The 21394-nt window shown below is 74.5% G+C and carries 23 protein-coding genes; 15 read left to right on the forward strand and 8 right to left on the reverse strand.

All coding sequences use genetic code 11. The features are described from left to right. The first annotated feature begins 58 nt into the window (after window positions 1–58). The 6 genes from ABT092_RS11550 (at window position 59) to ABT092_RS11575 (ending at window position 6286) form a co-directional block, all read left to right on the forward strand. Window positions 59–1291, forward strand: a complete 1233-nt coding sequence (locus ABT092_RS11550; protein ID WP_351242427.1) for a sensor histidine kinase — start codon at window positions 59–61, stop codon at window positions 1289–1291. Next, on the forward strand, window positions 1292–1948 hold the full coding sequence (locus tag ABT092_RS11555; RefSeq protein ID WP_351242429.1) for a response regulator: 657 nt from the start codon (window positions 1292–1294) through the stop codon (window positions 1946–1948). It abuts the gene before it with no gap. A gap of 263 nt (window positions 1949–2211) precedes the next feature. Next, a complete protein-coding gene (locus ABT092_RS11560; protein ID WP_502968422.1) occupies window positions 2212–3108 on the forward strand; it encodes an endonuclease/exonuclease/phosphatase family protein in 897 nt (298 codons plus the stop codon). A 28-nt stretch (window positions 3109–3136) separates the two neighbouring features. Further along, the gene (gene cseB, locus ABT092_RS11565) at window positions 3137–3895 is read left to right on the forward strand and encodes a two-component system response regulator CseB (protein ID WP_351242433.1); all 759 of its coding nucleotides are present in this window, start codon (window positions 3137–3139) and stop codon (window positions 3893–3895) included. A 5-nt stretch (window positions 3896–3900) separates the two neighbouring features. Further along, entirely contained in the window at window positions 3901–5151 is a 1251-nt protein-coding gene (locus tag ABT092_RS11570; protein ID WP_351242435.1) for a sensor histidine kinase, read from the forward strand. A gap of 232 nt (window positions 5152–5383) precedes the next feature. Further along, window positions 5384–6286: a D-alanyl-D-alanine carboxypeptidase family protein gene (locus ABT092_RS11575; protein ID WP_502968423.1), complete on the forward strand. Its 903-nt coding sequence runs from the start codon at window positions 5384–5386 to the stop codon at window positions 6284–6286. Between the two features lie 6 nt (window positions 6287–6292). Here ABT092_RS11575 and ABT092_RS11580 read toward each other — a convergent pair whose 3' ends face one another. Beyond that, complete coding sequence (locus ABT092_RS11580) at window positions 6293–8110, reverse strand: AMP-dependent synthetase/ligase (RefSeq protein WP_351242439.1); 1818 nt, start codon at window positions 8108–8110, stop codon at window positions 6293–6295. A 332-nt stretch (window positions 8111–8442) separates the two neighbouring features. Between ABT092_RS11580 and ABT092_RS11585 the strand changes: the two genes are divergently transcribed. From ABT092_RS11585 to ABT092_RS11610, 6 genes are all read left to right on the forward strand, one after another. Then, the gene (locus ABT092_RS11585) at window positions 8443–9234 is read left to right on the forward strand and encodes a metallophosphoesterase family protein (RefSeq protein WP_351242441.1); all 792 of its coding nucleotides are present in this window, start codon (window positions 8443–8445) and stop codon (window positions 9232–9234) included. Between the two features lie 137 nt (window positions 9235–9371). Further along, a complete protein-coding gene (locus tag ABT092_RS11590) occupies window positions 9372–9809 on the forward strand; it encodes an SRPBCC family protein (RefSeq protein WP_351242443.1) in 438 nt (145 codons plus the stop codon). 70 nt (window positions 9810–9879) lie between these two features. Further along, the gene (locus ABT092_RS11595) at window positions 9880–11070 is read left to right on the forward strand and encodes an ArsA family ATPase (protein WP_351242445.1); all 1191 of its coding nucleotides are present in this window, start codon (window positions 9880–9882) and stop codon (window positions 11068–11070) included. 67 nt (window positions 11071–11137) lie between these two features. Next, on the forward strand, window positions 11138–11641 hold the full coding sequence (locus ABT092_RS11600) for a DUF5304 domain-containing protein (RefSeq protein WP_351242447.1): 504 nt from the start codon (window positions 11138–11140) through the stop codon (window positions 11639–11641). Window positions 11642–11695: 54 nt separating this feature from the next. Further along, a complete protein-coding gene (locus ABT092_RS11605) occupies window positions 11696–12637 on the forward strand; it encodes an ROK family glucokinase (protein ID WP_351242449.1) in 942 nt (313 codons plus the stop codon). 88 nt (window positions 12638–12725) lie between these two features. After that, a complete protein-coding gene (locus tag ABT092_RS11610; protein WP_351242451.1) occupies window positions 12726–13472 on the forward strand; it encodes an endonuclease/exonuclease/phosphatase family protein in 747 nt (248 codons plus the stop codon). 64 nt (window positions 13473–13536) lie between these two features. Here ABT092_RS11610 and ABT092_RS11615 read toward each other — a convergent pair whose 3' ends face one another. The 4 genes from ABT092_RS11615 to ABT092_RS11630 form a co-directional block, all read right to left on the reverse strand. Further along, window positions 13537–14253 carry an SHOCT-like domain-containing protein gene (locus ABT092_RS11615; RefSeq protein ID WP_351242453.1) on the reverse strand — a complete coding sequence of 239 codons (717 nt, stop codon included), beginning with the start codon at window positions 14251–14253 and terminating at the stop codon, window positions 13537–13539. Beyond that, window positions 14250–14612, reverse strand: coding sequence for a DUF2089 domain-containing protein (locus ABT092_RS11620; RefSeq protein ID WP_351242455.1), 363 nt, complete (start codon window positions 14610–14612; stop codon window positions 14250–14252). The genes ABT092_RS11615 and ABT092_RS11620 overlap by 4 nt, the downstream gene beginning before the upstream one ends. 228 nt (window positions 14613–14840) lie before the next feature. Next, a complete protein-coding gene (locus ABT092_RS11625) occupies window positions 14841–15437 on the reverse strand; it encodes a hypothetical protein (RefSeq protein ID WP_351242457.1) in 597 nt (198 codons plus the stop codon). After that, window positions 15430–16209: an alpha/beta hydrolase gene (locus ABT092_RS11630; RefSeq protein ID WP_351242459.1), complete on the reverse strand. Its 780-nt coding sequence runs from the start codon at window positions 16207–16209 to the stop codon at window positions 15430–15432. The genes ABT092_RS11625 and ABT092_RS11630 overlap by 8 nt, the downstream gene beginning before the upstream one ends. Window positions 16210–16396: 187 nt before the next feature. Between ABT092_RS11630 and ABT092_RS11635 the strand changes: the two genes are divergently transcribed. The 3 genes from ABT092_RS11635 (at window position 16397) to ABT092_RS11645 (ending at window position 19165) form a co-directional block, all read left to right on the forward strand. Then, entirely contained in the window at window positions 16397–17146 is a 750-nt protein-coding gene (locus ABT092_RS11635; protein WP_351242461.1) for a lysophospholipid acyltransferase family protein, read from the forward strand. 139 nt (window positions 17147–17285) lie between these two features. Next, window positions 17286–18500, forward strand: a complete 1215-nt coding sequence (macS, locus tag ABT092_RS11640) for a MacS family sensor histidine kinase (RefSeq protein ID WP_351242463.1) — start codon at window positions 17286–17288, stop codon at window positions 18498–18500. Then, the gene (locus ABT092_RS11645) at window positions 18497–19165 is read left to right on the forward strand and encodes a response regulator (RefSeq protein ID WP_351242465.1); all 669 of its coding nucleotides are present in this window, start codon (window positions 18497–18499) and stop codon (window positions 19163–19165) included. Before macS ends, ABT092_RS11645 begins: the two co-directional genes overlap by 4 nt. 3 nt (window positions 19166–19168) lie before the next feature. On the opposite strand, the gene ABT092_RS11650 is transcribed toward ABT092_RS11645, so the two are convergent. From ABT092_RS11650 to ABT092_RS11660, 3 genes are read right to left on the reverse strand one after another with little or no spacing between them, the layout of a single operon-like run. Continuing rightward, window positions 19169–20047, reverse strand: coding sequence for an ABC transporter permease (locus ABT092_RS11650; protein WP_351242467.1), 879 nt, complete (start codon window positions 20045–20047; stop codon window positions 19169–19171). After that, window positions 20007–20834 (reverse strand): ABC transporter ATP-binding protein, encoded by an 828-nt coding sequence (locus tag ABT092_RS11655; RefSeq protein ID WP_351242469.1) that lies wholly within the window; start codon window positions 20832–20834, stop codon window positions 20007–20009. Before ABT092_RS11655 ends, ABT092_RS11650 begins: the two co-directional genes overlap by 41 nt. Beyond that, entirely contained in the window at window positions 20831–21286 is a 456-nt protein-coding gene (locus ABT092_RS11660) for a MarR family winged helix-turn-helix transcriptional regulator (protein WP_351242471.1), read from the reverse strand. The genes ABT092_RS11655 and ABT092_RS11660 overlap by 4 nt, the downstream gene beginning before the upstream one ends. Between the last annotated feature and the right edge of the window lie 108 nt (window positions 21287–21394).

Genomic DNA, 21394 nt, shown 5'->3' on the forward strand with positions numbered 1-21394 from the left:
GCCGGTCCTCCTTGGTGGACGTGGCGCCGGCCCGGCCCTCCGGCCTACGCTGCTGCCCATGATCCGGCCGCCCTCCGCCGTCCTCCGTGTGCTCGGCGCCCTCCTCGTGGCGGCGGTGGACACCGTGCTGGTGCTGGCCGCCCATCCGGGGGCGGCCCCCTGGTGGGCCGCGGCCTGCGGGTACGCACTGCTGGCCGTCGGCGGCCGGCGGGCACCGATCGCGGTCTTCACCGTCGTGCTGGCCCTCTTCGCCGCCTTCTCCGCGGCGTACGCGGTGCTGCTGTGGAGCGGCTACCGGGCCGGGCGGGCTTCCGCCACGCGGGCCGGCAACACGGTCGTCCTGGGCGCGGTGTGCGGAGGGCTCGCGGCGCAGTTGGTGGTGGCGCCCGCCGGCGCCGGAGCCGCCCCGATCGTCACCGGATACCTGGTGTTCGTCGCGATGCCCCTGCTGGTCGGCCGTCACCAGGCCCAGCACGAGCTGCTGGTGGCCGCCCTGTCCCAGCGCAACCGACAACTCGTCCGCCGCCAGGAACTCCTCGCCGAGCGGGAACGGCTGGCCGAACGGCTGCGGATCGCCCGGGACATGCACGACGCGCTGGGCCAACGGCTCGGCCTGGTCTCCGTGCAGGCCGCCGCCCTGGAGGTGGCCGATCCGCCCGCCGAGCACCGGGAGGCGATCGGCCGCCTGGCGCGCGCCACCCGGGCCGCGGTGGACGAACTGCACGAGTTGGTCGGCGCGCTGCGCGGCCACGAGGAACCGGCGCCGGCCGCGCGCGACGCCGGGACGGCCGCTCTCGCCGCTCTCGCCGCGGAGTTCCGCGAGGCAGGCGTCCCGGTCGAACTCTCCTGCACCGGCGAGCCGGCGGAGCTGACCGAGGAGGGGTGGCGGGCCGCCCACCGGGTGGTGCAGGAGGGGCTGACCAACGCGGTCAAGCACGCCCCCGGCCGGGCCGTGACGGTCTCCCTGGCGTGGGAGGGCGATGCGGCCCTGCTCACCGTCCTCAGCCGGGGCCCGCTCCGGGCCCCGTCCCCGGCGGGGACCGCCGGCCACGGGCTGGCCGGGCTCCGCGAACGGGTGCACGGGGTCGGCGGGCTGCTCGACCACGGCCCGGTGCCGGAGGGCTTCCGCCTCTGGGCCATGCTGCCCGCGCGGCAGGAGGACGGACCCGGGCCCGCCGCCGGGCCTGGTGGGCCGGGCGGGCGTCCGGTCCGGCTCGCGGTCCAGGGCCTCGCCGCCGGCCTCCTGCTGTTCGTCCTGGTGCCCGGCTGCATGCTGGTGGGGGTGGGCTGAGTGATCCGGGTGGTGATCGCCGACGACGAACCGCTGATCGCGGCCGGCATCGAGACCGTCCTCGGCTCCGCCCCGGACATCGAGGTCATCGGGGTCGCGGGCGACGGCAGCGCCGCCGTGGACGCCGTGGTGCGCCACCGGCCGGACGTGGCCCTGCTGGACGTCGTCATGCCGGTGCTCGGCGGGTTGGACGCGGCGGCCCGCATCCGCGACCGTGCGCCGGACACCCGGTGCGTGCTGCTGACGGCCTTCGGCACCCGGCCCCACGTCCTGGCCGCCCTGGGGCACGGGGCGGCCGGTTACGTGCTCAAGAACTGCGAACCGGGGGAACTGCTCCGGGCGGTGCGCGCGGCCCACGCCGGGGACGCCTTCCTGTCCCCCCGGGTGACCCGGCTGCTGCTGGACACCGTCGGCGTCGAACGGGTCGCCCGCCACCAGGACGCGGCCGACCGCCTGGCCCGGCTCACCGCCCGGGAGGCGGAGGTGCTGGGGCTGGTCGCCGAAGGGCTCTCCAACGCCCAGATCGCCCGCCGGCTGCGGATGACGGAGCTGACCATCAAGACCTACGTGAGCCGGGTGCTGACCAAGCTGGACTGCGTCAACCGGGTGCAGGCCGCGCTGGTGCACCGCGACGCGCACCCCGGCGCCCGCCCCTGACCCGTCACCGGCGCCTCGAAACACGTCCGCAACACAGCCGCGCGGTGTCCGAAGCGGAGCCCAGACCGGCCGGAAGCCCGCCTCCCGCAGGCTGGGGCGCACACCCGGTCCCGGGTGCACCCCGACCCCGAAAGGGACGTACCGTGCTCAGTCCGCCGGGCTCCCCGCCGAAGAGTGCCGACACCGCCCCGTCGACGGCGGCCCCCGCCCCGGCGCCCGCCGGACCGTCCCCGGCCGCGCGCCCCGACCGCCGCGGCGGGTGGCTGATCGTGCTCGCCCTGCTCTGCACCGCACCGCTGGTCCTCCACGCCCACCTGCCCAACCGGGTCGGCAACCTGGGCAGCCTGGTGCAGACGCTGCTGCCCTGGGTCGGGCTGGGCGTGCCGGTGCTGCTGGCCCTGTCCCTCGGGCTGCGCTCCCGGCGGGGAGCGGCGGCGACGCTGCTGCCCGCCGTGGTGTGGGCGGCCCTCTTCACCCCGGAGCTCACCGACCGCTCCGGCGCCCGGGGCGGCACCGGCACCCTCACCGTGCTCAGCCACAACGTCGACGAGGACAACCCCGAGCCGGTGCGCACCGCCCGGGCCCTGGCCGCGGCCGACGCCGATCTGCTCGCCCTGGAGGAACTGCCCCGGGACCCCTCGGTCTACGTGCGCGAACTGGCCGCCTACCCGTACCACCGGGTGCACGGCGGGGTCGGGCTGTGGAGCCGGTACCGGCTCACCGAGGTCGCCCCGGTGGAGATCATGCCGTGGACCCGTGCCGTGCGGGCCACCGTCCACACCCCGAAGGGCCCGGTCGCGGTGTACGCCGCCCACCTCGCCTCGGTGCGGGTCAGCCCCTTCGCCGGCTTCACCACCGGACGCCGCGACGAGGCGGGCCGGTTGCTCGCCGAGGCGGTGCGCGCCGAGCCGCTGGACCGGGTCGTGGTCCTCGGCGACTTCAACGGCACCCATCGGGACCGGGCACTGGCACCGCTCACCTCCGGGTTGCGCTCCGCGCAGCGGGAGGCCGGCGACGGCTTCGGCTTCACCTGGCCCGCCGCGTTCCCGGTGGTCCGCATCGACGACGTCCTGGTCCGCGGCCTCGCCCCGCAGGCGTCCTGGACCCTGCCCGCCACCGGAAGCGACCACCTGCCGGTGGCCGCCGCCCTCCGGCCGTGACCGCGCCCGCCCCGACCGGATGGCTACCATGCGTAGGACGAACCGACCGTACGACCAGGAAGAAGCCGTGCCCCCAGCCCGAGTCCCGGACCCCGTCAGCGTGCTGCTGGTGGAGGACGACGCCACCATCCGCCGCGGCGTCCAGCTCGCCCTGGAACGGTACGGCTACCGGGTCGCCGTCGCCGCGGACGGGCTCGCCGGGCTGGAAGCCTTCCGCAGCGGCGGGCACGACCTGCTGATCCTCGACGTGATGCTGCCCGAGCTCGACGGCATCGGGGTGTGCCGCCGGGTCCGGGAGGAGAGCCTCGTCCCGATCCTGATGATGTCCGCGCGCGGCGACTCCCTCGACGTGGTCGCCGGGCTGGAGGCCGGCGCCGACGACTACGTGGTCAAACCGGTCGACACCGCCGTCCTGGTGGCCCGCATCCGGACCCTGCTGCGCCGCGCCGCCTTCCAGCCGCCCGCCCCGTCCGACGCGGTGCCCGAGCCGGAGCCCGGGGACACCCTGGTCTTCGGTGACCTGAGCGTGGACACCCGCGGCCTGGAGGTCCGGGTGGACGGCCGCACCGTCCCGCTGACCCCCACCGAACTGCGGCTGCTGCTGGAGTTCGTCTCGGCGCCCGGTGCGGTCCTCGACCGGCGCCGGTTGCTGCGCGAGGTCTGGGACTACGGCTGGGAGGGCGACACCCGGGTCGTCGACCTGTGCGTGCTGCGGCTGCGGAAGAAGATCGGCAGCGGGCGCATCGAGACGGTCCGCGGCTTCGGCTACAAGCTCGTCCGCGGCTGACCGCCGTGCTCCCGCCCCCCTTCCGCAGTCTGCGCTTCAAGATCGCCGCCCTGACCACGGCGGCCTGCTGTGCGGTCGCCGCGGTGGTCGGCGTGCTGATCCGCGACGCCGCCCACGACCGTTCCATGAACCTGCTGCGCGGCCAGGTCACGGACCGGCTGGCGGAGGCGGAGCAGGAGTACGGGCGCTCCCGACAGGTGAAGCTGCCGGTGATCGAGTGGGACCGGGCCGAACTGCCGGCCCCGCTCGCCCGCTCGCTCGCCGAGGACACGGCCCGTGGCGGCGGCATCGGCCTCTGGTACGACACCGACCCGCCCAACTGGTACTGGATGTGGGGTGCCGTCGACGTCGGGGACCGGATGCTGGTCTTCCGGCAGGACATGAGCAAGGAGGAGCGCAACCGCCAGCTCCTGGACCGGCGCATCCTCTTCTCGCTGTTCGCCGCGCTCGCCGTGGTGGTGCCGCTGGCCGCCCTGGCCACCGAGCCGGTCAACCGACGGCTGCGCTACGGCGCCCGCACCGCCCGGATCATCGCCGACGGCGACCTCGACGCCCGGATCGGCCGACCGGGCCGGGCCCGCGACGAGATCACCGAGATGTCCGCGGCCGTGGACGAGATGGCCGCGGCGCTCCAGCGCAAGCTGGAGGACGAGCGCCGCTTCACCGCCGACGTCGCCCATGAGCTGCGCACCCCGCTGATGGGCCTGGCGACCGCCGCCGGGCTGCTGCGCGAGGACGACGAGGCGACCGTCCTGGTCCGGGACCGGGTGCGGGCGTTGACCGCGCTGGTCGAGGACCTGCTGGAGATCTCCCGACTGGACGCGGGCGCCGAACGTGCCCGCCCGGACCGGGTGCCGCTCGGCGAGTTCGTCGCCGACGTGGTGCGGCGCACCGGCCCGGAGGAGGCCGTCCGGCCGCGGGTCACCCTCCGGGACCCGGCGGTGGTGGAGACCGATCCGCGGCGGGTGGAACGGATCGTGGTCAACCTGGTCGCCAACGCCCACCGGCACGGTGCGGCGCCCGTCGAGGTGGCCGTCGCCGGCACCCGGATCACCGTGCGCGACCACGGGCCGGGGTTCCCCGCCGAGCTGTTGGAGCACGGGCCGCAGCGGTTCCGCACCGGGGCCAGCGAGCGGGGCCGCGGACACGGGCTCGGGCTGACCGTCGCCCGGGGCCAGGCCGGGGTGCTCGGGGCCCGGCTCACCTTCGCCAACGCCCCGGACGGCGGCGCGGTCGCCACCCTCGACCTGGCCTGAACCGCCCCCCAGCCCGGCCGAAACAGAACCGCAACCCGGTCACGCGGTGACCGAAACGGTGTCGAACCGGCCCGGAAGACCCCCTCCCCGAGGCTGTGGGGGTGCGAACGACGCACCCCCACCGCCCGCTTCCCGGAGGTCCTCCGTGTTCCCCGACCACAGTCATCCGCGCGTGTCCCGCCGGGGCGTCTGGCGCCCCCTGCTGACGGCGCTGCTCGCCGCGGCCGTCCTGATGGCCGGCACCGTCGCCTGGCTGGTGCTGGACACCACAGGCCCGTCCGCCGCCGCCCCCCGCACCCCCGGGGCCCCGCCGGTGGCCGCGGCGGCCGACGGGCTGGACCTGCCCTGGCCCACCGAGGGGCAGGCCAGCATCAGCGTGGAGGGCGTGGGCAGCCTCGGCACCCGGGGCTCCCGGACCCCGGTGCCGATCGCCAGCATCACCAAGGTCATGACCGCCCACGTCCTGCTCCGGGAGCACCCGATGCGCCCCGGCGAGGACGGCGCCGACATCGTCGTCGACCAACGGGCCGCCGACGAGTCGTACTCCGGCACCGAGTCGACCGTCCCGGTCGAGGCCGGGCGGACCTACAGCCAGCGGGAGCTGCTGGAGTACCTGATGGTGGGTTCCGCCAACAACGTCGCCCGTCTGTTGGCCCGTTGGGACGCGGGCGACGAGCGGGCCTTCGTCGCCAAGATGAACGCCACCGCCCGGGAACTCGGCCTCGCCGACACCACCTACACCGGCCCCAGCGGGCTGGAGGCCACCACCACCAGCACCGCCGCCGACCAACTCCGGCTGGCCCGGGCCGCCATGGAGGACCCGGTCTTCCGCGAGGTGGTGGCGGTCCGGGAGGTCACCGCGCCCGGGGTCCGGGTGGCCAACACCAACAAGCTGCTGGGACGGCACGGGGTGATCGGCCTCAAGACCGGTTCGTCCACGCCGGCCGGCGGGAACCTGGTGTGGGCGGTGCGCCAGGAGGTGGCCGGAGTGCCCCGACTGGTCCTCGGGGTGGTCCTCGGCCAGCGGGCCGGCAGCAACCCGATCGCCGGCGGGGCCGCCGCCACCGAGGTCAGCGAGGACCTGGTCCGCGCGGTGCGCGAGGCCCTGCCCGACCTGGTGGCCGGGCGGGGCTGAGGACCGTCACCGCCGGTAGATGGCCTCGACCTCGTCCGCGAAGTCCCGTGCGACGACGTTCCGCTTCAGCTTCAGCGAGGGGGTCAGATGTCCGGTCTCCTCGGTGAACTGCCCGGGCAGGACACGGAACTTGCGGACCGACTCGGCCTTGGACACCGCCGCGTTGCCGTCGTCCACGGCGCGCTGGATGGCGGCCAGCAGCTCGGGGTCCTCGCGCAGCGAGCCGGGCGTGGCGTCGGCGGGCTTGCCGTGGGCACGGGCCCAGCGGCCCAGGAACTCCTCGTCCAACGTGATCAGCGCTCCCACGAAGGGGCGCCCGTCGCCGACCACCATGCACTCCGCGACCAGGGCGTGGGCTCGGATGCGGTCCTCGATCACCGCGGGGGCGACGTTCTTGCCGCCGGCGGTGACGATGATCTCCTTCTTGCGGCCGGTGATCCGCAGGTAGCCGTCCTCGTCCAGGGTGCCGATGTCCCCGGTGTGGAACCAGCCGTCGCGCAGCGCCTCGGCGGTCGCGGCCTCGTCGTTCCAGTACCCGGTGAACAGGTGCTCGCCGTGCAGCAGCACCTCGCCGTCGTCGGCGATGCGGACCACCGAACCGGGCAGCGGCTGCCCCACCGTGCCGATCTTCTGCCGGTCCCACGGGTTGAAGGTGGTCGCCGCGCAGGTCTCGGTGAGGCCGTACCCCTCCAGCACGCTGAAGCCGATGCCGCGGAAGAAGTGTCCGAGCCGCTCGCCGAGCGGGGCGCCGCCCGAGATGGCGTACTCGCCGCGCCCGCCGAGCACCGCCCGCAACTTGCCGTAGACGAGCTTGTCGAAGACCTTGTGCTTGATCCGCAGCCCCAGGGAGGGGCCGCCGGTGTCCCGGGCGCGGCTGTAGGCGATGGCCGTGGCGGCGGCCCGGTCGAAGATCTTCCCCTTGCCGTCCGCCTGTGCCTTGGCCCGGGCGCCGTTGTAGACCTTCTCGAAGACCCGGGGCACGCCGAGGATCAACGTGGGCCGGAAGGAGGCGAGTTCGTCGGTGAGCTGACGGATGTCCGGTACGCAGCCCAGCCGGATCGGGGCCATCATCGGTGCGATCTGCACCATGCGGCCGAAGACGTGCGCCAGCGGGAGGAACAGCAGGATCGAGCACTCGCCGGTGCGGAACAGGGGCCGCAGCCGCGCCACGACGTTGCCGCACTCGGCGAGGAAGCTGCGGTGGGTCAGCACACAGCCCTTGGGGCGCCCCGTGGTGCCGGAGGTGTAGATGATGGTGGCGGGGTCGTCGGCCTTGGCGTGGCCACCCCGCTCGGCGACGAGCGCGTCCCCGTCCGCGAGGTCGGCGCCGAGCCGCCCGAGCTCCGCGATCGCGCCGTTGCCCCCGGGCTCCGCGAGGTCGATCTGCCAGACGTGGCGCAACAGGGGGAGGCGCTCGCGCACCGAGGCCACCGCCGCCGCGTGCGCGTCCTGTTCGACGATGCAGGCCACCGCACCCGCATCGGCGAGGATCCACTCGATCTGCTCCGGCGAGCTGGTCTCGTAGACCGGGACGCTGACGGCGCCCGCGCTCCAGATCGCGAAGTCCAGCAGCGTCCACTCGTAGCGGGTGCGCGACATCAGGGCGACCCGGTCCCCGGCGGCCACCCCGGCTGCGATCAGGCCCTTGGCCGCGGACTCGACCTCGGCCAGGAACTCGCGCGCCGTCACGTCCTGCCAGGCGCCGTCCGCCTTGCGGGCGATCACCGCCACCTCGGAGTGCCGGGCGGCGTTTCTCCGAACGATGTCCGTCAGGTTGCCGTCCGTCGGGACCTCGTACAGGGCCGGAAGGCTGAACTCGCGCAAGGCTGCTGCTCCTCATAGGGCGCCGGCGCCACGACGGTGTGTCGCTGCGACGGTCCGGTCACGGCTCGGCATGTGCCCTCGGGTCCCTCACCGGCTCCGCGACCGGGTGCGGCACGCGGACGCCGGGCTCGGAGCGCGGTGGCACGGCAGGACGGCCCGGACGTTACCGACCGGTACGACCCTTCGATAGAGGGTTCCGGCCAGATGTTCGTTGCGTCACATCCCGGCGCGTTCCTTTGCGCACAGTAGTCCACCCTGTTTCCGACTGGGAAGTAACCGCAGGTCCGGCACCCTCTACCCACCTTCGTCCGGCCCACCCTAGGGTGATCCCCATGGCTGCCGTCCCTCCGCGAACCCGCCACGCCCGCATCCACGTCGTGAGCGACGTGCACGGCAACGTCCGTGACCTGGCCCGGGCGGGGGAGGGTGCCGACGCCCTCGTCTGCCTCGGTGACCTGCTGCTCTTCCTCGACTACGCCGACCCCGCCCGCGGGATCTTCGCCGAACTCTTCGGCGAGGCCAACGCCCGTCGACTGATCGCCCTGCGCACCGCCCGCCGCTTCACGGAGGCCCGGGCCCTGGCGCGCGGGCTGTGGGAGGGCGTCGACCACGACACCGTCGTGGTGGGCGCCGTGCGCAAGCAGTACGCAGAACTGTTCGCGGCCCTCCCCACTCCTACGTACGCCACCTACGGCAACGTCGACCTGCCGGCCCTCTGGCCCGAGTACGCCCGCCCCGGGACGACCGTCCTGGACGGGGAGCGGGTGGAGATCGCCGGCCGGACCTTCGGCTTCGTCGGCGGCGGCCTGCCCAGCCACCTGCGCACCCCCTACGAGGTCCCCGAGGAGGAGTACGCGGCCAAGGTCGAGGCCCTCGGCGAGGTGGACGTGCTGTGCAGCCACATCCCGCCCGACGTGCCCGAGTTGCTCTACGACACGGTGCCGCGACGCTTCGAGCGGGGCAGCCGGGCCCTGCTCGACGCTATCCGGCGCACCCGCCCCCGCTACGCCCTCTTCGGCCATGTGCACCAACCCCTCGCCCCGCGCATGCGGATCGGCGCCACGGAGTGCGTGAACGTCGGACACTTCGCCCGCACCGGACGGCCCTGGGTGCTCCGGTGGTGACCCGTCCGGCGGCCGGGCCGCGCCGGCCCGGGGTCGGGAACGGCCGGTCAGCGCTCCGCGGTAGCCTTCATCCCTGATCCCGCGCGTGGCACACGCGCACCCCGCACCCACCGACCGCATCGGGAGGAGCCACGGCGATGGCGGAGTACACCAGTTCGAGCATCAGGATCGAGGCCGCTCCGGCCGACGTCATGGCCGTGATCGCCGACTTCGCCCGCTACCCGGACTGGACCGGCGAGGTGAAGGAGGCCCAGGTGCTGGCCACCGACCCGGAGGGCCGCGCCGAACAGGTGCGGCTGGTCATGGACGCGGGCGCGATCAAGGACGACCAGACCCTCGGCTACACCTGGCACGGGGAGCACGAGGTGAGCTGGACCCTGGTGAAGTCGCAGATGCTGCGCTCCCTGGACGGCTCCTACCTGCTGAAGGACGTCGGCGACGCGGCCACCGAGGTCACCTACCAGCTGACCGTCGACGTCAAGATCCCCATGCTCGGGATGATCAAGCGCAAGGCCGAGAAGGTCATCATCGACTGGGCCCTGGCCGGACTCAAGAAGCGCGTCGAGTCCGACTGACCCGCCGCCCCCGGCCCGCGACCGCCGGCCGCCCGCACGACCGCCCCCGCACGGGTACTAGCGTGCGGGCATGCGAACGATCCTCGTCACGGGCCCCGGCGGAGCGGGCCGCAGCACCGCCGCCGCGGCCACCGCACTGACCGCCGCCCGCGCCGGCCACCGGACCCTGGTCCTGTCGGCCGACCCCGCGGACGGCCTCGGCGCCGCCCTCGCCACCCCCACCGGCCCCCACCCGGTGCGGATCGCGGGCCCGGACGCGCCCCTCACCGCCTGGCGCCCCGCCGCCGCGCCCTTCGGCGCCGACCTGCTGCGCCTCCAGGAGTGGGCCGCCCCCGCCCTCGACCTCGCCGGCGCCGCCCGCCTGGAGGCCGAGGAGCTCACCCCGCTGCCCGGCGCCGAGGAGGCCGCCGTCTTCCGCGCCCTGCGGGAGAGCGCCCAGGTCGCCGACACGGACGTGGTGGTGGTCGACCTGCCACCGCTCGACCGGGCCCTGTCCCTGCTGGCCCTGCCCCCGCAACTGCGCCGCTACCTGCGCCGGTTGCTGCCCGCCGAACGCCGCGCGGCCAGCGGGCTGCGCCCCGTCCTCGGCCGGCTCGCCGGCATACCGCTGCCCACCGAGGGCCTCTACGAGACCGTCGACCGCTGGGACCGCGAACTCGCCGCCGTCGAGGCCGTCGTGGCCGCCCCCACCACCACCGTCCGGCTGGTCGCCGAACCCGGCCCCGCCGCCACCACCGCCCTGGCCACCGCCACCACCGGCTTCGCCCTGCACGCCCTGCGGGTCGACGCCCTGCTCGCCAGCCGCACCCTGCCCCGGTCCCTCGACGGGGACGCGGCCGGCAGCTGGCTCGCCGGGCCCCTCGCCCAGCAGCGTGCCGCGCTCGACGACTGGACCGCCCGGCCCGCGGCCCCCGTGCACGAGCTGCCGCACCTGGGGCGCGAGCCCCGCGGCCTCGACGACCTCGCCGCACTCGGCGTGCCCCTCGACGCCGCCCCGCCCCGGCCCGTCCACTGGCCGGTCGAGGACTGCCTGGCCGCCGACGGCGTCCTGGTGTGGACGATCCCGCTGCCCGGGGCGGTCCGCGGAGAACTCGACCTGCTGCGCCGCGGCGACGAACTGGTCCTCACCGTGGGACGGTTCCGCAGGATCGTGCCGCTGCCCTCCGCGCTGCGCCGCTGCACGGTCACCGGGGCCGGACTGAGCGAGGGGGCGCTGCGGGTGCGCTGCACCCCCGACCCCGCCCTGTGGCCCAGGAAGTGAAACGCCCGCCGCCGTTCGGGTACCGTCGAAGGGGCGAGCCACCTTCTCCCGCAGGAGTCACCCCGACATGAGCGAAGCCGAGCGCCCCGCACCCGGTCCCGACGGCCCCGCCGGGGGTCCGGACGCCCCCGACGACGACGCCTGGTCCACCGCCTGCGCCGAGGACCTGGCCGCCGAGCGGGACCGCCGGCGCGCCCGGTACGGCCCGCAGACCGGCTCCGCCGCCGAGGAGCTGCGCAAGCTGGTCGACGCGGTCGCCGACAAGCTCTCCGACCTTCCCGGCCCGCTGCTCGGGCCGGCCGCCTCGGGGGTCGTGCGGCAGGCGGTGAAGCAGGCCCGTGAGGCCGTGGAACCGGTGATCGAACGCAATCCGGACGTCTTCGACCACCTCGCCGCGGCGGGCGGCGAACTGCTCGCCGCCTACCGCTCGGCGGTCTCGGCCCAGGAGACCCGCTGGACCCGGGGCGACGCCCCCTCCCCGAGCACCCCGCCCGAGGCCGAGGACCCCCGTGACCAGCAGGACCCCCCGGACGAGGGCCCCGCCCGGGGCGGCCGGATCGACCTCGACTGACTCCTGCCCTCGGGTACGGTGGCCCGTGCGGGGCACGACCGAGCTGAGGAACATATGGGACTGACCATCGGGGTCGACATCGGCGGGACGAAGATCGCGGCCGGAGTGGTCGACGAAGAGGGCACGATCCTGGAGACGCACACCGTGCCCACGCCGCCCACCCCCGACGGCATCGTCGAGTCGATCTGCACCGCGGTCGCCGGCGCCGGTGCGGGCCACGACATCGAGGCGGTCGGCATCGGCGCCGCCGGCTACGTCGACGACAAGCGGGCCACCGTCCTCTTCGCCCCCAACATCGACTGGCGCAACGAACCGCTGAAGGACGAGGTCGAGCAGCGCGCCGGACTGCCCGTGGTGGTGGAGAACGACGCCAACGCCGCCGCCTGGGGCGAGTACCGCTTCGGTGCCGGCCGCGGCCACGAGGACGTCGTCTGCGTCACCCTGGGCACCGGCATCGGGGGCGGCGTCATCATCGGCAACAAGCTGCGCCGCGGTCGCTTCGGCGTCGCCGCGGAGTTCGGTCACGTCCGGATGGTGCCCGACGGGCTGCTGTGCGGATGCGGCAACCAGGGGTGCTGGGAGCAGTACGCCAGCGGCCGGGCCCTGGTGCGCTACGCCCGGCAGCGGGCCCGGGCCACCCCCGAGAACGCCGGGGTGCTGCTGGGCCTCGGGGACGGCACCCCGGACGGGATCGAGGGCAAGCACGTCAGCGACGCGGCCCGCGCCGGCGACCCGGTGGCCGTCGACTCCTTCCGGGAGCTGGCCCGTTGGGTCGGCGCCGGACTCGCCGACCTGGCCTCCCTCCTCGACCCCTCCGCCTTCATCGTCGGCGGCGGCGTCTCGGACGAGGGGGAACTCGTCCTCGACCCCATCCGCCGCTCCTTCCGCCGCTGGTTGGTCGGCTCGCACTGGCGCCCGCACGCCGAGGTGCTGGCCGCCCAGCTGGGCAACCGGGCCGGCCTGGTGGGCGCCGCCGACCTGGCCCGACAGGGCTGACGGCCGCCCGCACCCGGGGCGCACGACGTCAGCCGTGCGCCCCGGGTGTCGGTGTCGACCGACCGGCCGGGCCGCGTACGTTGGGGGCATGGACGTCAACTCGGTTGCGGAAGACGACGGTTTGGCCACGGTGCGGGTGCTCAGCTACAACGTGCGGTCGATGCGCGACGACACCGCGGCGCTGGCCCGGGTCATCCGGGCCGGTGCGCCGGACGTGGTCCTCGTCCAGGAGGCCCCCCGCTTCTTCCGCTGGCGCAAGAAGCTGGCCCGGCTCGCTGCGGGCAGCGGTCTGTACGTCCTGTCCGGCGGGGCCACCGCCGCCGGTCCCGCGCTGCTGTGCTCGCTGCGGGCCACCGTGGAGCACACCGAGGACGTCCTGCTGCCGCTCACCCCGGGGTTGCACCGTCGCGGCTTCGCCACCGCCGTGCTCCGCTTCGGCGGGGTCCGGGTCGGGTTCCTCAGCTGCCACCTCTCGCTCCGGGACGACGAGCGGCTGGCCCAGTCCGGACTGCTGCTCGACCGGGTCGCGGCCTTCGACACCCCGTACGCCGTGGCGGGCGGCGACATCAACGAACGGCCGGACGGCCCCGCCTTCCGGCGCCTCGCCGGGTCCCTCCAGGACGGCTGGGCCACCGCGCCGCGGGGGAGCGAGCACACCTCCCCGGCCAGGGGCCCCCGCCAGCGGATCGACGCCGTCTTCGCGACCCCCGGCGTCGAGGTGCTGGGGTGCGGCGTCCCCGAGGACCTCCCGGGCGTCACCGCCGGCGACCTCCGGTCCGCCACGGACCACCTGCCGGTCCTGGCCACCCTCAGGTTCCCCGCAACGCGCCGGTAGCCCCGGCGCGTTGACCCCGCCCCCACCCGGTCAGCCGGCCGGACGGGGCATGCCGCGGACGGCGTCACTCGCAGAACACGTGCACCTCGGCCTCGGCGTCGTCGATGTTGACGGTGAGGTCGGCGAGGTGGTCGATGAGCTCCTCCAGGTCCTGCGGCTTGAGCTGGGCCAGGTCGATCGGCACCCCCGACCTGCTCAACTCCGCATTGACCTTGGCGAGCGCCTGCGGGGGCAACAGGCTGGCGATCCGGACGCCGGCGCGCAGCAGTTGCAGCGGGATGCGGATGTTGATCCGGCTCGCCCCTTCGCCGTCGCCCTCGTCCGTCGCGTTCACCACCACGCGCAGGTGCGTGGGCCGCGACGGGGAGCGGGGCGCCGTCTTCGACGGCGGTTCGGTCCGCTCCCGGTCGAGCGCGTCGATCAGCCGTTCGGCCTCCTCCGCGGTGACCTTGCCCTCGGCCAACAGGTCCAGGACTCGCCGGCGTTGCTCGTTCCCCATGGTCGTTCCCCTCCGATTCACCTGATGTCCAGACGGACGGACGGCCGTCCGGCCCCGCTCCAGCTCGCACAGCGTGCCGGGCAACGCCCACAGCACCCCTCCCACCGCGCGCAGCGCGCCCAGCGGGGGGATCCGGGTGGCGAGGCAGACGACCGCCCCGGCCACCGCCACGAGCAGCACCAACGGCGACAGCACCAGCAGGACCGGCGGGACGGGGACGCAGATTCGGCGTCGCCACCCGTCCGACCGGTGCAGGCGCACCGTCACCGACCGGGGGATCACCGCGGCCGCTCCAACTCGGCCAGTGCCTCCTCGGCGCTGATCTCCCCCCGCCGCAGCCGCTCGATGACGTCCGCGTCCGTGGGCGCCGGATCGGTGTCGACGAAGTCGAGCTGCCCGGCGATCCGCTTCAGCCGGGACTTGACCGTCGGGTAGCTCACCCCGAAGATCCGCTCCATCTCCTTGATCGACCCGTGCGCGCGGACGAACGCCGCGACGAACACCTGGTCGTCGACGTCGAGTCGAGCCAGCTGCGGCGGCTCGAACCGCCCTTCGATCGCGATGTCGCCGTCCGCGAGGCGGACCCGTTCCACCACGAACGGCTGTCCGCGGGTCAGGTTCGTCAGTTCCTGCCAGTCCACGGTCGGCACCTTCCGTCTGCAAACTTGCCTTCATTTATTTGTAGATTGATTTTCTTGAACCAGCAACCCCTATTGATGAACTTTCTCAAGGTCTATGGAGTCGTGGCGGCTCCCGGTGGCGATCGGCCGGGCACATGCGCGGAGCCCCCGGCGGGCGGACGGGATCGCACGATCTCCGTCGCCCACCGGGGGCTCTCCACCGGCCGTGGTGCCCGCGGCCGGACGGGGCTACACCACCGCCCCGCGCCCGGGGTCGTCGTCCTCCTCGCCGTCCTCGTGCATGCGCGCGACCAGGGTGGCGAATCCGCCGAGGAAACCGCCGATCGCGAGGGTCGCCAACCACCAGGTCATGTCCCAGCCCAGCAGCACGGCCAACAACAGCAGCACCGGGCCGCCGAGCATGCCGAGCCAGGCGAACTTCGCGGTGGGGTCCGCCTCCGGCAGCGGCGGGGGCTCCGGCGGGACGAAGTGCCCCTCGTCCCCGTCGTCGAAGTCGTCCTCGGACGCCTCCTCGGGGGTGTAGTCGCGCGGCCCGACCCCGGGGGCGAAGGCCACGGAACCGCCCAGCGGCTTGTCCTGCGCCGGGTTGGCGAAGCCGCCCCGCGCCGGGCGGTCGTCGAGGTCGTTGGGCTCCGCCTCCAACAGGGCCAGGTCCTCCACCGACTTGAACGGCTTCGCCCCCGGCGGGTCCGGCGGCTCCTCGCCGTACCCGGCGACGATCGCTTCCCAGGCCGCCGACTCGTCCCAGGGCGCCGCTCCGTCCGGCTGTTCCGCCGCGGAGCGGTCCTCGGGCTCACGCTCCTCGTCACGGTCGTGCTCAGCCACCGGTGGTCGTCCCTTCGTCGTCGGCGCGGGATGCGAGCCGGCCGATGAACGCATGGCTCTCCGCGAAGATCCGGTCCGCATCGTTGTCCAACGTCGCGACGTGGTAGCTGTGTTCCAGCAGGATCTCGGCGACGTCGGTCGAGGACACCCGTCCCAGGACGCGCAGCGAGTCCGCCGGGGGCACCACGTGGTCCTCCGGGCTGTGCAGCACCAGCAGCGGCTGGGTCACCTGCGGCAGTTCCCCGTCCACCGTCCGGAAGAACCGGCGCACCGAGTGCGCCGCGTGCAGCGGCACCCGGTCGTAGCCGACCTCGGTCACGCCCTCCTTGGCGATGTCCCCGGCCAGCCCCCGGGTCGAGGGCGCCAGGTGCCGCACCAACGGCAGCGCCTTCGCCGTCGCGCCGTGCACCGCGATCGCCGGGTTGACCACGACGACCCCACTGATCGCCTCCCCGTGTCTGGCCGCGAGGCGCAGGGCCAGTGCCCCGCCCATGGACAGCCCGCACACGAACACCCGCGCGCACCGGTCCAGCAGGGCCAGCAGTTCCCGTTCCACCGCCGCGTACCAGTCCTGCCAACCGGTCGGCCGGAGGTCCTCCCAGCGGGTGCCGTGCCCCGGCAGCAGGGGCAGCGACACGGTCAGCCCCCGCTCGGCGAGGAACTCGGCCCAGGGTCGCAGGGCGTGCGGGGAACCGGTGAACCCGTGGCAGAGGAGCACACCGACGTCACCGCCCTCGTGGTGGAACGGCTCGGCGCCGGGGAGGACCGTCACGTTCGGTCTCCTGTTCGTGTGGAGGGGTGGGGGGGTGGGGGGCTCCGGACGGGCGGGCGCCGCGGAAACCGGCGGTCGGGCCGGAACATCTCACCGTACGCGACCGCCCTGACACCGACCAGGGCCGTCGGACCCGTTCCGGACGGGGCGGGTTATGGTCTCTCCGACAGAAACAGGAGGCATTCGGTTGATCTACGGCGCGATGAAGTTCTCCCTCGGAGGGCCGCTGAAGCTCGCCTTCAGGCCCTGGGTGGAGGGCATCGAGCACATCCCCGCCGAGGGTCCCGCCATCCTCGCGAGCAACCACCTCTCCTTCTCGGACTCCTTCTTCCTGCCGGCGGTCCTCGACCGCAAGGTCACCTTCATCGCCAAGGCCGAGTACTTCACCACCCCCGGCGTCAAGGGCCGGATGACCGCGGCCTTCTTCAAGGGCGTCGGCCAGCTCCCGGTGGACCGCTCCGGGGTGCGCGGCGCCGGCGAGGCCGCCATCCGCAGCGGCATCGAGGTGATCCGGCGGGGCGAACTGTTCGGCATCTACCCCGAGGGCACCCGCTCGCCCGACGGGCGCCTCTACCGCGGCAAGCCGGGCGGCCTCGCCCGGGTGGCGCTGGCCACCGGAGCGCCCGTGATCCCGGTGGCGATGATCGACACCGAGAAGATCCAGCCGCCCGGCAAGGTGGTGCCCAAGCTGATGCGGCCGGGCATCCGGATCGGCGCGCCCCTGGACTTCTCCCGCTACCAGGGCATGGACCACGACCGGTTCGTGCTGCGGGCGCTCACCGACGAGGTCATGTACGAGATCATGAAGCTCTCCGGCCAGGAGTACGTGGACATCTACGCGACCGCCGCCAAACGGCAGATCGCCGAGGCGGCGAAGGCCGAGAAGGCCGCCCGGCAGACGCCGCCCGGGGACGCCGCGGGGCCCTCCGGTTCCTGAACCGGACGGCCCGCGGGAACCGCGGGGGGCCGTCAGCGCCAGCGACACCATCGAGTACCGGCCGCCGGCCGGCAGCACAACGGGGAGCCGGGGGGTAACGGTGGGCGGCGGGACGGCCAGACGCTGGCAGGTGACCCGGATGTCGGTCGAGCAGCCGTTGTGGCGGGCCCTCACCGGCTACCGGGTGCTCACCGCGCTGTACGCGGTCGGGGTGTTCGCGTCGATGCACGACTCCTACGCCCGTCCCCAGGTCGCCGTCGGCTACCACGTCGTCCTCGTCGGCTGGACCGCGGCCACCCTGGGCAAGGTCTCCGGGGCCGTCCGCTGCACCCGGGGGTTCCTCGCCGTCGACCTGACCGTCGCGCTCGCCGGCATCCTGCTCACCCCGCTCGCCGCAGGCCGGGAGCTGACCGTCGAGGCCGCACCGACCCTGCCGTCGATATGGACCGCCGGCGCCGTCCTCGCCTTCGCGCTCAAGGGCGGCTGGCGCTGGGCGGCGGTGGCCTCGGCGCTGGTCGGCGTCGCCAACATCGTCCAACGGGGCGGGTTCAGTCGGGACACCGTCCACAACGTGCTGCTGGTGTGGGTGGCCTCCATCGCCATCGGCTACGTGGTCGAGGTCGCCCGGGCCTCCGAGGCGACCCTCGCCCGGGCCCTGGAGATCGAGGCCGCCACCCGCGAGCGCGAACGGCTGGCCCGGGACATCCACGACGGCGTCCTCCAGGTCCTCGCGATGGTCCAGCGCCGGGGCACCGCCCTCGGCGGCGAGGCCGCCGAACTGGGACGGATGGCCGGGGAACAGGAGGGCGCGCTGCGCACCCTGGTCACCGGGGGGCTGGTGCAGCCCTCGCGGGCCTCGGGCGACGCCGCCGACGGGGCGTTCGTCCGGGCCGTCGGCGAGCCCGGTGTCCCCGGTGACGCCGGAGGGGAGGACCCGCGGGACCCCTGCGACCTGCGTCCCCTCCTCGGCGGCCACGCCGGTGCCCGGGTCACCCTCTCCGAACCGGGGGCCCCGGTGCTGCTGCCGCCGACCGCGGCCCGGGAACTCGCGGCGGCGGTCGGGGCCGCGCTGGACAACGTGCGCCGGCACGCGGGCGAGGACGCCCGGGCGTGGATCCTGGTGGAGGACGAACCGGACGAGGTGGTCGTCACGGTCCGCGATGACGGCCCCGGCATCCCCGCGGGCCGACTCGAACGGGCCGAGGGGGAGGGCCGCCTCGGGGTGGCCCAGTCGATCCGGGGCCGGCTGCGGGACCTCGGCGGCACCGCCGAACTGATCTCCGTACCGGGCCAGGGCACGGAAGTGGAACTGAGGGTGCCGCGGAACGGCACCCGGGGGAGGGCGACGACATGACGGAGCACACGGCGATCACGGTCATGGTGGTGGACGACCATCCGATGTGGCGGGACGCGGTCGCGCGGGACCTCGCGGCGGCCGGCTTCACCGTGGTGGCCACCGCGGGCGACGGCGAACAGGCGGTGCACCGCGCCCGGGCCACCACGCCCGACGTGGTGGTCCTCGACCTCAACCTGCCCGTGAAGCCGGGCGTCCAGGTCTGCAAGGAGGTCGTCGCGGCCGACCCCGCGCTCCGGGTCCTGGTGCTGTCCGCGAGCGGGGAGCACGCCGACGTCCTCGAAGCCGTGAAGTCGGGCGCCACCGGCTACCTGGTGAAGTCGGCCTCCACCGAGGAACTCGTCGAGGCGGTCCGCCGCACCGCCGCCGGGGACGCCGTGTTCACGCCGGGTCTCGCCGGGCTGGTCCTCGGCGAGTACCGCCGCCTCGCCTCCGAACCGGCCCCCGGCTCCGGTGACCGGCCGGGCGCGCCCCGGCTCACCGACCGGGAGACGGAGGTGCTGCGGCTGGTCGCCAAGGGCCTCAGCTACAAGCAGATCGCCGAACGGCTGGTCATCTCGCACCGCACCGTCCAGAACCACGTGCAGAACACCCTGGGCAAGCTCCAGCTCCACAACCGGGTGGAGCTGGTCCGGTACGCCATAGAGCGCGGACTGGACGACTGACGGTCACCTGGCCAGCCGGCCCAGCAGTGCCGAGGCCGCGGCGATGCCCAGGGCCGCGGCCAGGGCCAGCACCCCGAAGTCCAGCGGGAGGTGGGACGGGGTGCCGATGAGCAGCCCGCGCAGGGCGTCGACCTCGTAGCTCAGCGGGTTGAAGCGGGCCACCACCTGGAGCCAGCCCGGCATCAGGTCCAGCGGGTACAGCGCGTTGGAGGCGAAGAACAGCGGCATGGTGATCGCCTGGCCGATGCCCATCAACCGGTCCCGGGTGAGCACGATCCCGGCGATGCTCACCGACAGGCAGGAGAAGAACGCCGAACCGAGGACCACGGCGAGGGCCACCCCGGCGAGCCGCAGCGGGTTCCAGGTGAGGGCGACGCCCAGCGCGGCGGCGATGAGCAGCACCACCGCGGCCTGGACGAGGGCCTTCACCCCGGCGGCGAACGCCTTGCCGCTCACCAGCGCGGCCCGCGGGGTGGGCGTCACCAGCAGCTTGTTGAGGACGCCCGCGTCCCGCTCCCAGATGATCTGGATGCCGTAGAAGATGGCGATGAACATGGCGGACTGGGCGATGATCCCGGGCGCCAGGTAGTCCAGGTAGGGCACGTCGCCGGTGGGGACGGCCCGGATGCGGGTGAAGGTCTCGCCGAAGATCAGCAGCCACAGCGCGGGCTGCACCGCCCGGGTGTACAGCTCGGTCCGGTCGTGGCGCAGCTTCTCCAGTTCCACCGTGCACAGGGCGGCGATCCGTGAGGGCAGCGCCACCCAGCCGGGCCGTGCCCGCGGCGGGACGAGCAGCAGGTCGAGGGCGGGCGGGGGAGCGGACCGGGCGGCGGGGGCGGGCTCAACCGAGCCGGGTGGCCGTGCGCCGGGTGCTGCGGACATCGCGGAAGTCACCTCCGGTGTCGTCGAGGCCGCTGCCGGCGTGGTGCCGGAAGACGTCCTCCAGCGTGGGGCGGTGGGCGCCGGTGGCCGCCCGCAACTCGTCCTTGAGCTGCTGCGGGGTGCCGAGCGCCCGGACGCGGCCCCGGTGCATCAGCGCCAGCCGGTCGGCGTACCGGTCGGCCTCGTCCATGGAGTGGGTGGTGACCAGCACGGTCATCCCGGTGGCCCGCCGCACGTCGGTCAGTCGTTCCCAGACGCTGGTGCGGGCGATGGGGTCCAGACCGATGGTGGGCTCGTCCAGGATCAGCAACCGCGGGGCGCTGACCAGGGCCTGCGCCAGTTCGAGGCGGCGGACCATGCCGCCGGAGTAGGTGCCCGCGAGGCGGTCGGCCGCGTCCGTCAGCCCGACGGCGGCCAGTGCCTGCGCGCTCCGGGCGCGCCGTTCGCGGCGCGGTACGTCGTACACCGTGGCGAAGAGCCGGACGTTCTCGCGGCCGGTGAGCGCGGCATCGGCGGAGAGCTGCTGCGGCACGTAGCCCAGCAGCCGACGGACGGCCATCCGTTCGCGGGCGGCGTCGTGGCCGAAGACCCGGATCATGCCGGCGGACACCGGCAGCAGGGTGGTCACGGCCCGGATGGTGGTCGTCTTGCCCGCGCCGTTGGGGCCGAGCAGGCCGAAGACCTCACCGGGGGCCACGGAGAAGTCGACCCCGTCCACGGCGCGCGTCCCGCCGAAGCGGTACCGCAGCCCGGTGCAGTCGACGGCGGGGGCGGACGGATGCGTCATGGCTCGGTGACCTCCTCGTGGAGTCCCTTGGCCAGGGCCCGCAGCGCGGGCAGGGCCGCGACGAGCGCCTCCCGCTCGGCGGGGGCGAGCGCCGCGAACCTGGCCGCCAACAGGGCCGTGCGGCGGTCCTCCCAGGCCCGGAGCCGGTCCTCGGCCTCCGGGGTCAGGGTCAGCAGCGCCGCCCGGCCGTCGCGGGGATCGGGGGACCGCTCCAGCAGGCCGAGGGCGACCAGCTGCCGCACCAGGGTGGAGACCGAGTTGCCGGCGAGCCCCAGTTGCCGCGCGGCCGCGGAGACCCGCAGCCCGGGCGCCCCGCGCACCAGGCGCAGCAGTTCGACCTGTGCGCCCCGCAGTCGGGGTCCGGTCAGCCCGCGCCACAGGGCCCTGCGCACCAGTCGGTTGACCCCGACGAGCAGGGCACCGAACTCGGCCACCGGAGCATTTCCGGTCATATGTCCATATTAGCTCTCAGTGGGAGTCATCGGCCGGCAGGGGACGCCCCGCCGCGCCCCGGCCCCCCGCCGGCCGGCGCCCCGTACGCTTTCGCCCACCGCTACCGA

The sequence above is a fragment of the Streptomyces sp. NPDC002490 genome, from assembly GCF_040296045.1.
Lineage (GTDB): Bacteria > Actinomycetota > Actinomycetes > Streptomycetales > Streptomycetaceae > Streptomyces.

Bases quoted from the DNA above. Each gene is read 5' to 3' on its own strand.
- ABT092_RS11550 (WP_351242427.1), top strand. From the start codon at position 59: ATGATCCGGCCGCCCTCCGCCGTCCTCCGTGTGCTCGGCGCCCTCCTC.
- cseB (WP_351242433.1), top strand. From the start codon at position 3,137: ATGCGTAGGACGAACCGACCGTACGACCAGGAAGAAGCCGTGCCCCCA.
- ABT092_RS11575 (WP_502968423.1), top strand. From the start codon at position 5,384: ATGGCCGGCACCGTCGCCTGGCTGGTGCTGGACACCACAGGCCCGTCC.
- ABT092_RS11585 (WP_351242441.1), top strand. From the start codon at position 8,443: ATGGCTGCCGTCCCTCCGCGAACCCGCCACGCCCGCATCCACGTCGTG.
- ABT092_RS11590 (WP_351242443.1), top strand. From the start codon at position 9,372: ATGGCGGAGTACACCAGTTCGAGCATCAGGATCGAGGCCGCTCCGGCC.
- ABT092_RS11595 (WP_351242445.1), top strand. From the start codon at position 9,880: ATGCGAACGATCCTCGTCACGGGCCCCGGCGGAGCGGGCCGCAGCACC.
- ABT092_RS11600 (WP_351242447.1), top strand. From the start codon at position 11,138: ATGAGCGAAGCCGAGCGCCCCGCACCCGGTCCCGACGGCCCCGCCGGG.
- ABT092_RS11605 (WP_351242449.1), top strand. From the start codon at position 11,696: ATGGGACTGACCATCGGGGTCGACATCGGCGGGACGAAGATCGCGGCC.
- ABT092_RS11610 (WP_351242451.1), top strand. From the start codon at position 12,726: ATGGACGTCAACTCGGTTGCGGAAGACGACGGTTTGGCCACGGTGCGG.
- macS (WP_351242463.1), top strand. From the start codon at position 17,286: ATGTCGGTCGAGCAGCCGTTGTGGCGGGCCCTCACCGGCTACCGGGTG.
- ABT092_RS11645 (WP_351242465.1), top strand. From the start codon at position 18,497: ATGACGGAGCACACGGCGATCACGGTCATGGTGGTGGACGACCATCCG.
- ABT092_RS11650 (WP_351242467.1), bottom strand. From the start codon at position 20,047: ATGTCCGCAGCACCCGGCGCACGGCCACCCGGCTCGGTTGAGCCCGCC.
- ABT092_RS11655 (WP_351242469.1), bottom strand. From the start codon at position 20,834: ATGACGCATCCGTCCGCCCCCGCCGTCGACTGCACCGGGCTGCGGTAC.
- ABT092_RS11660 (WP_351242471.1), bottom strand. From the start codon at position 21,286: ATGACCGGAAATGCTCCGGTGGCCGAGTTCGGTGCCCTGCTCGTCGGG.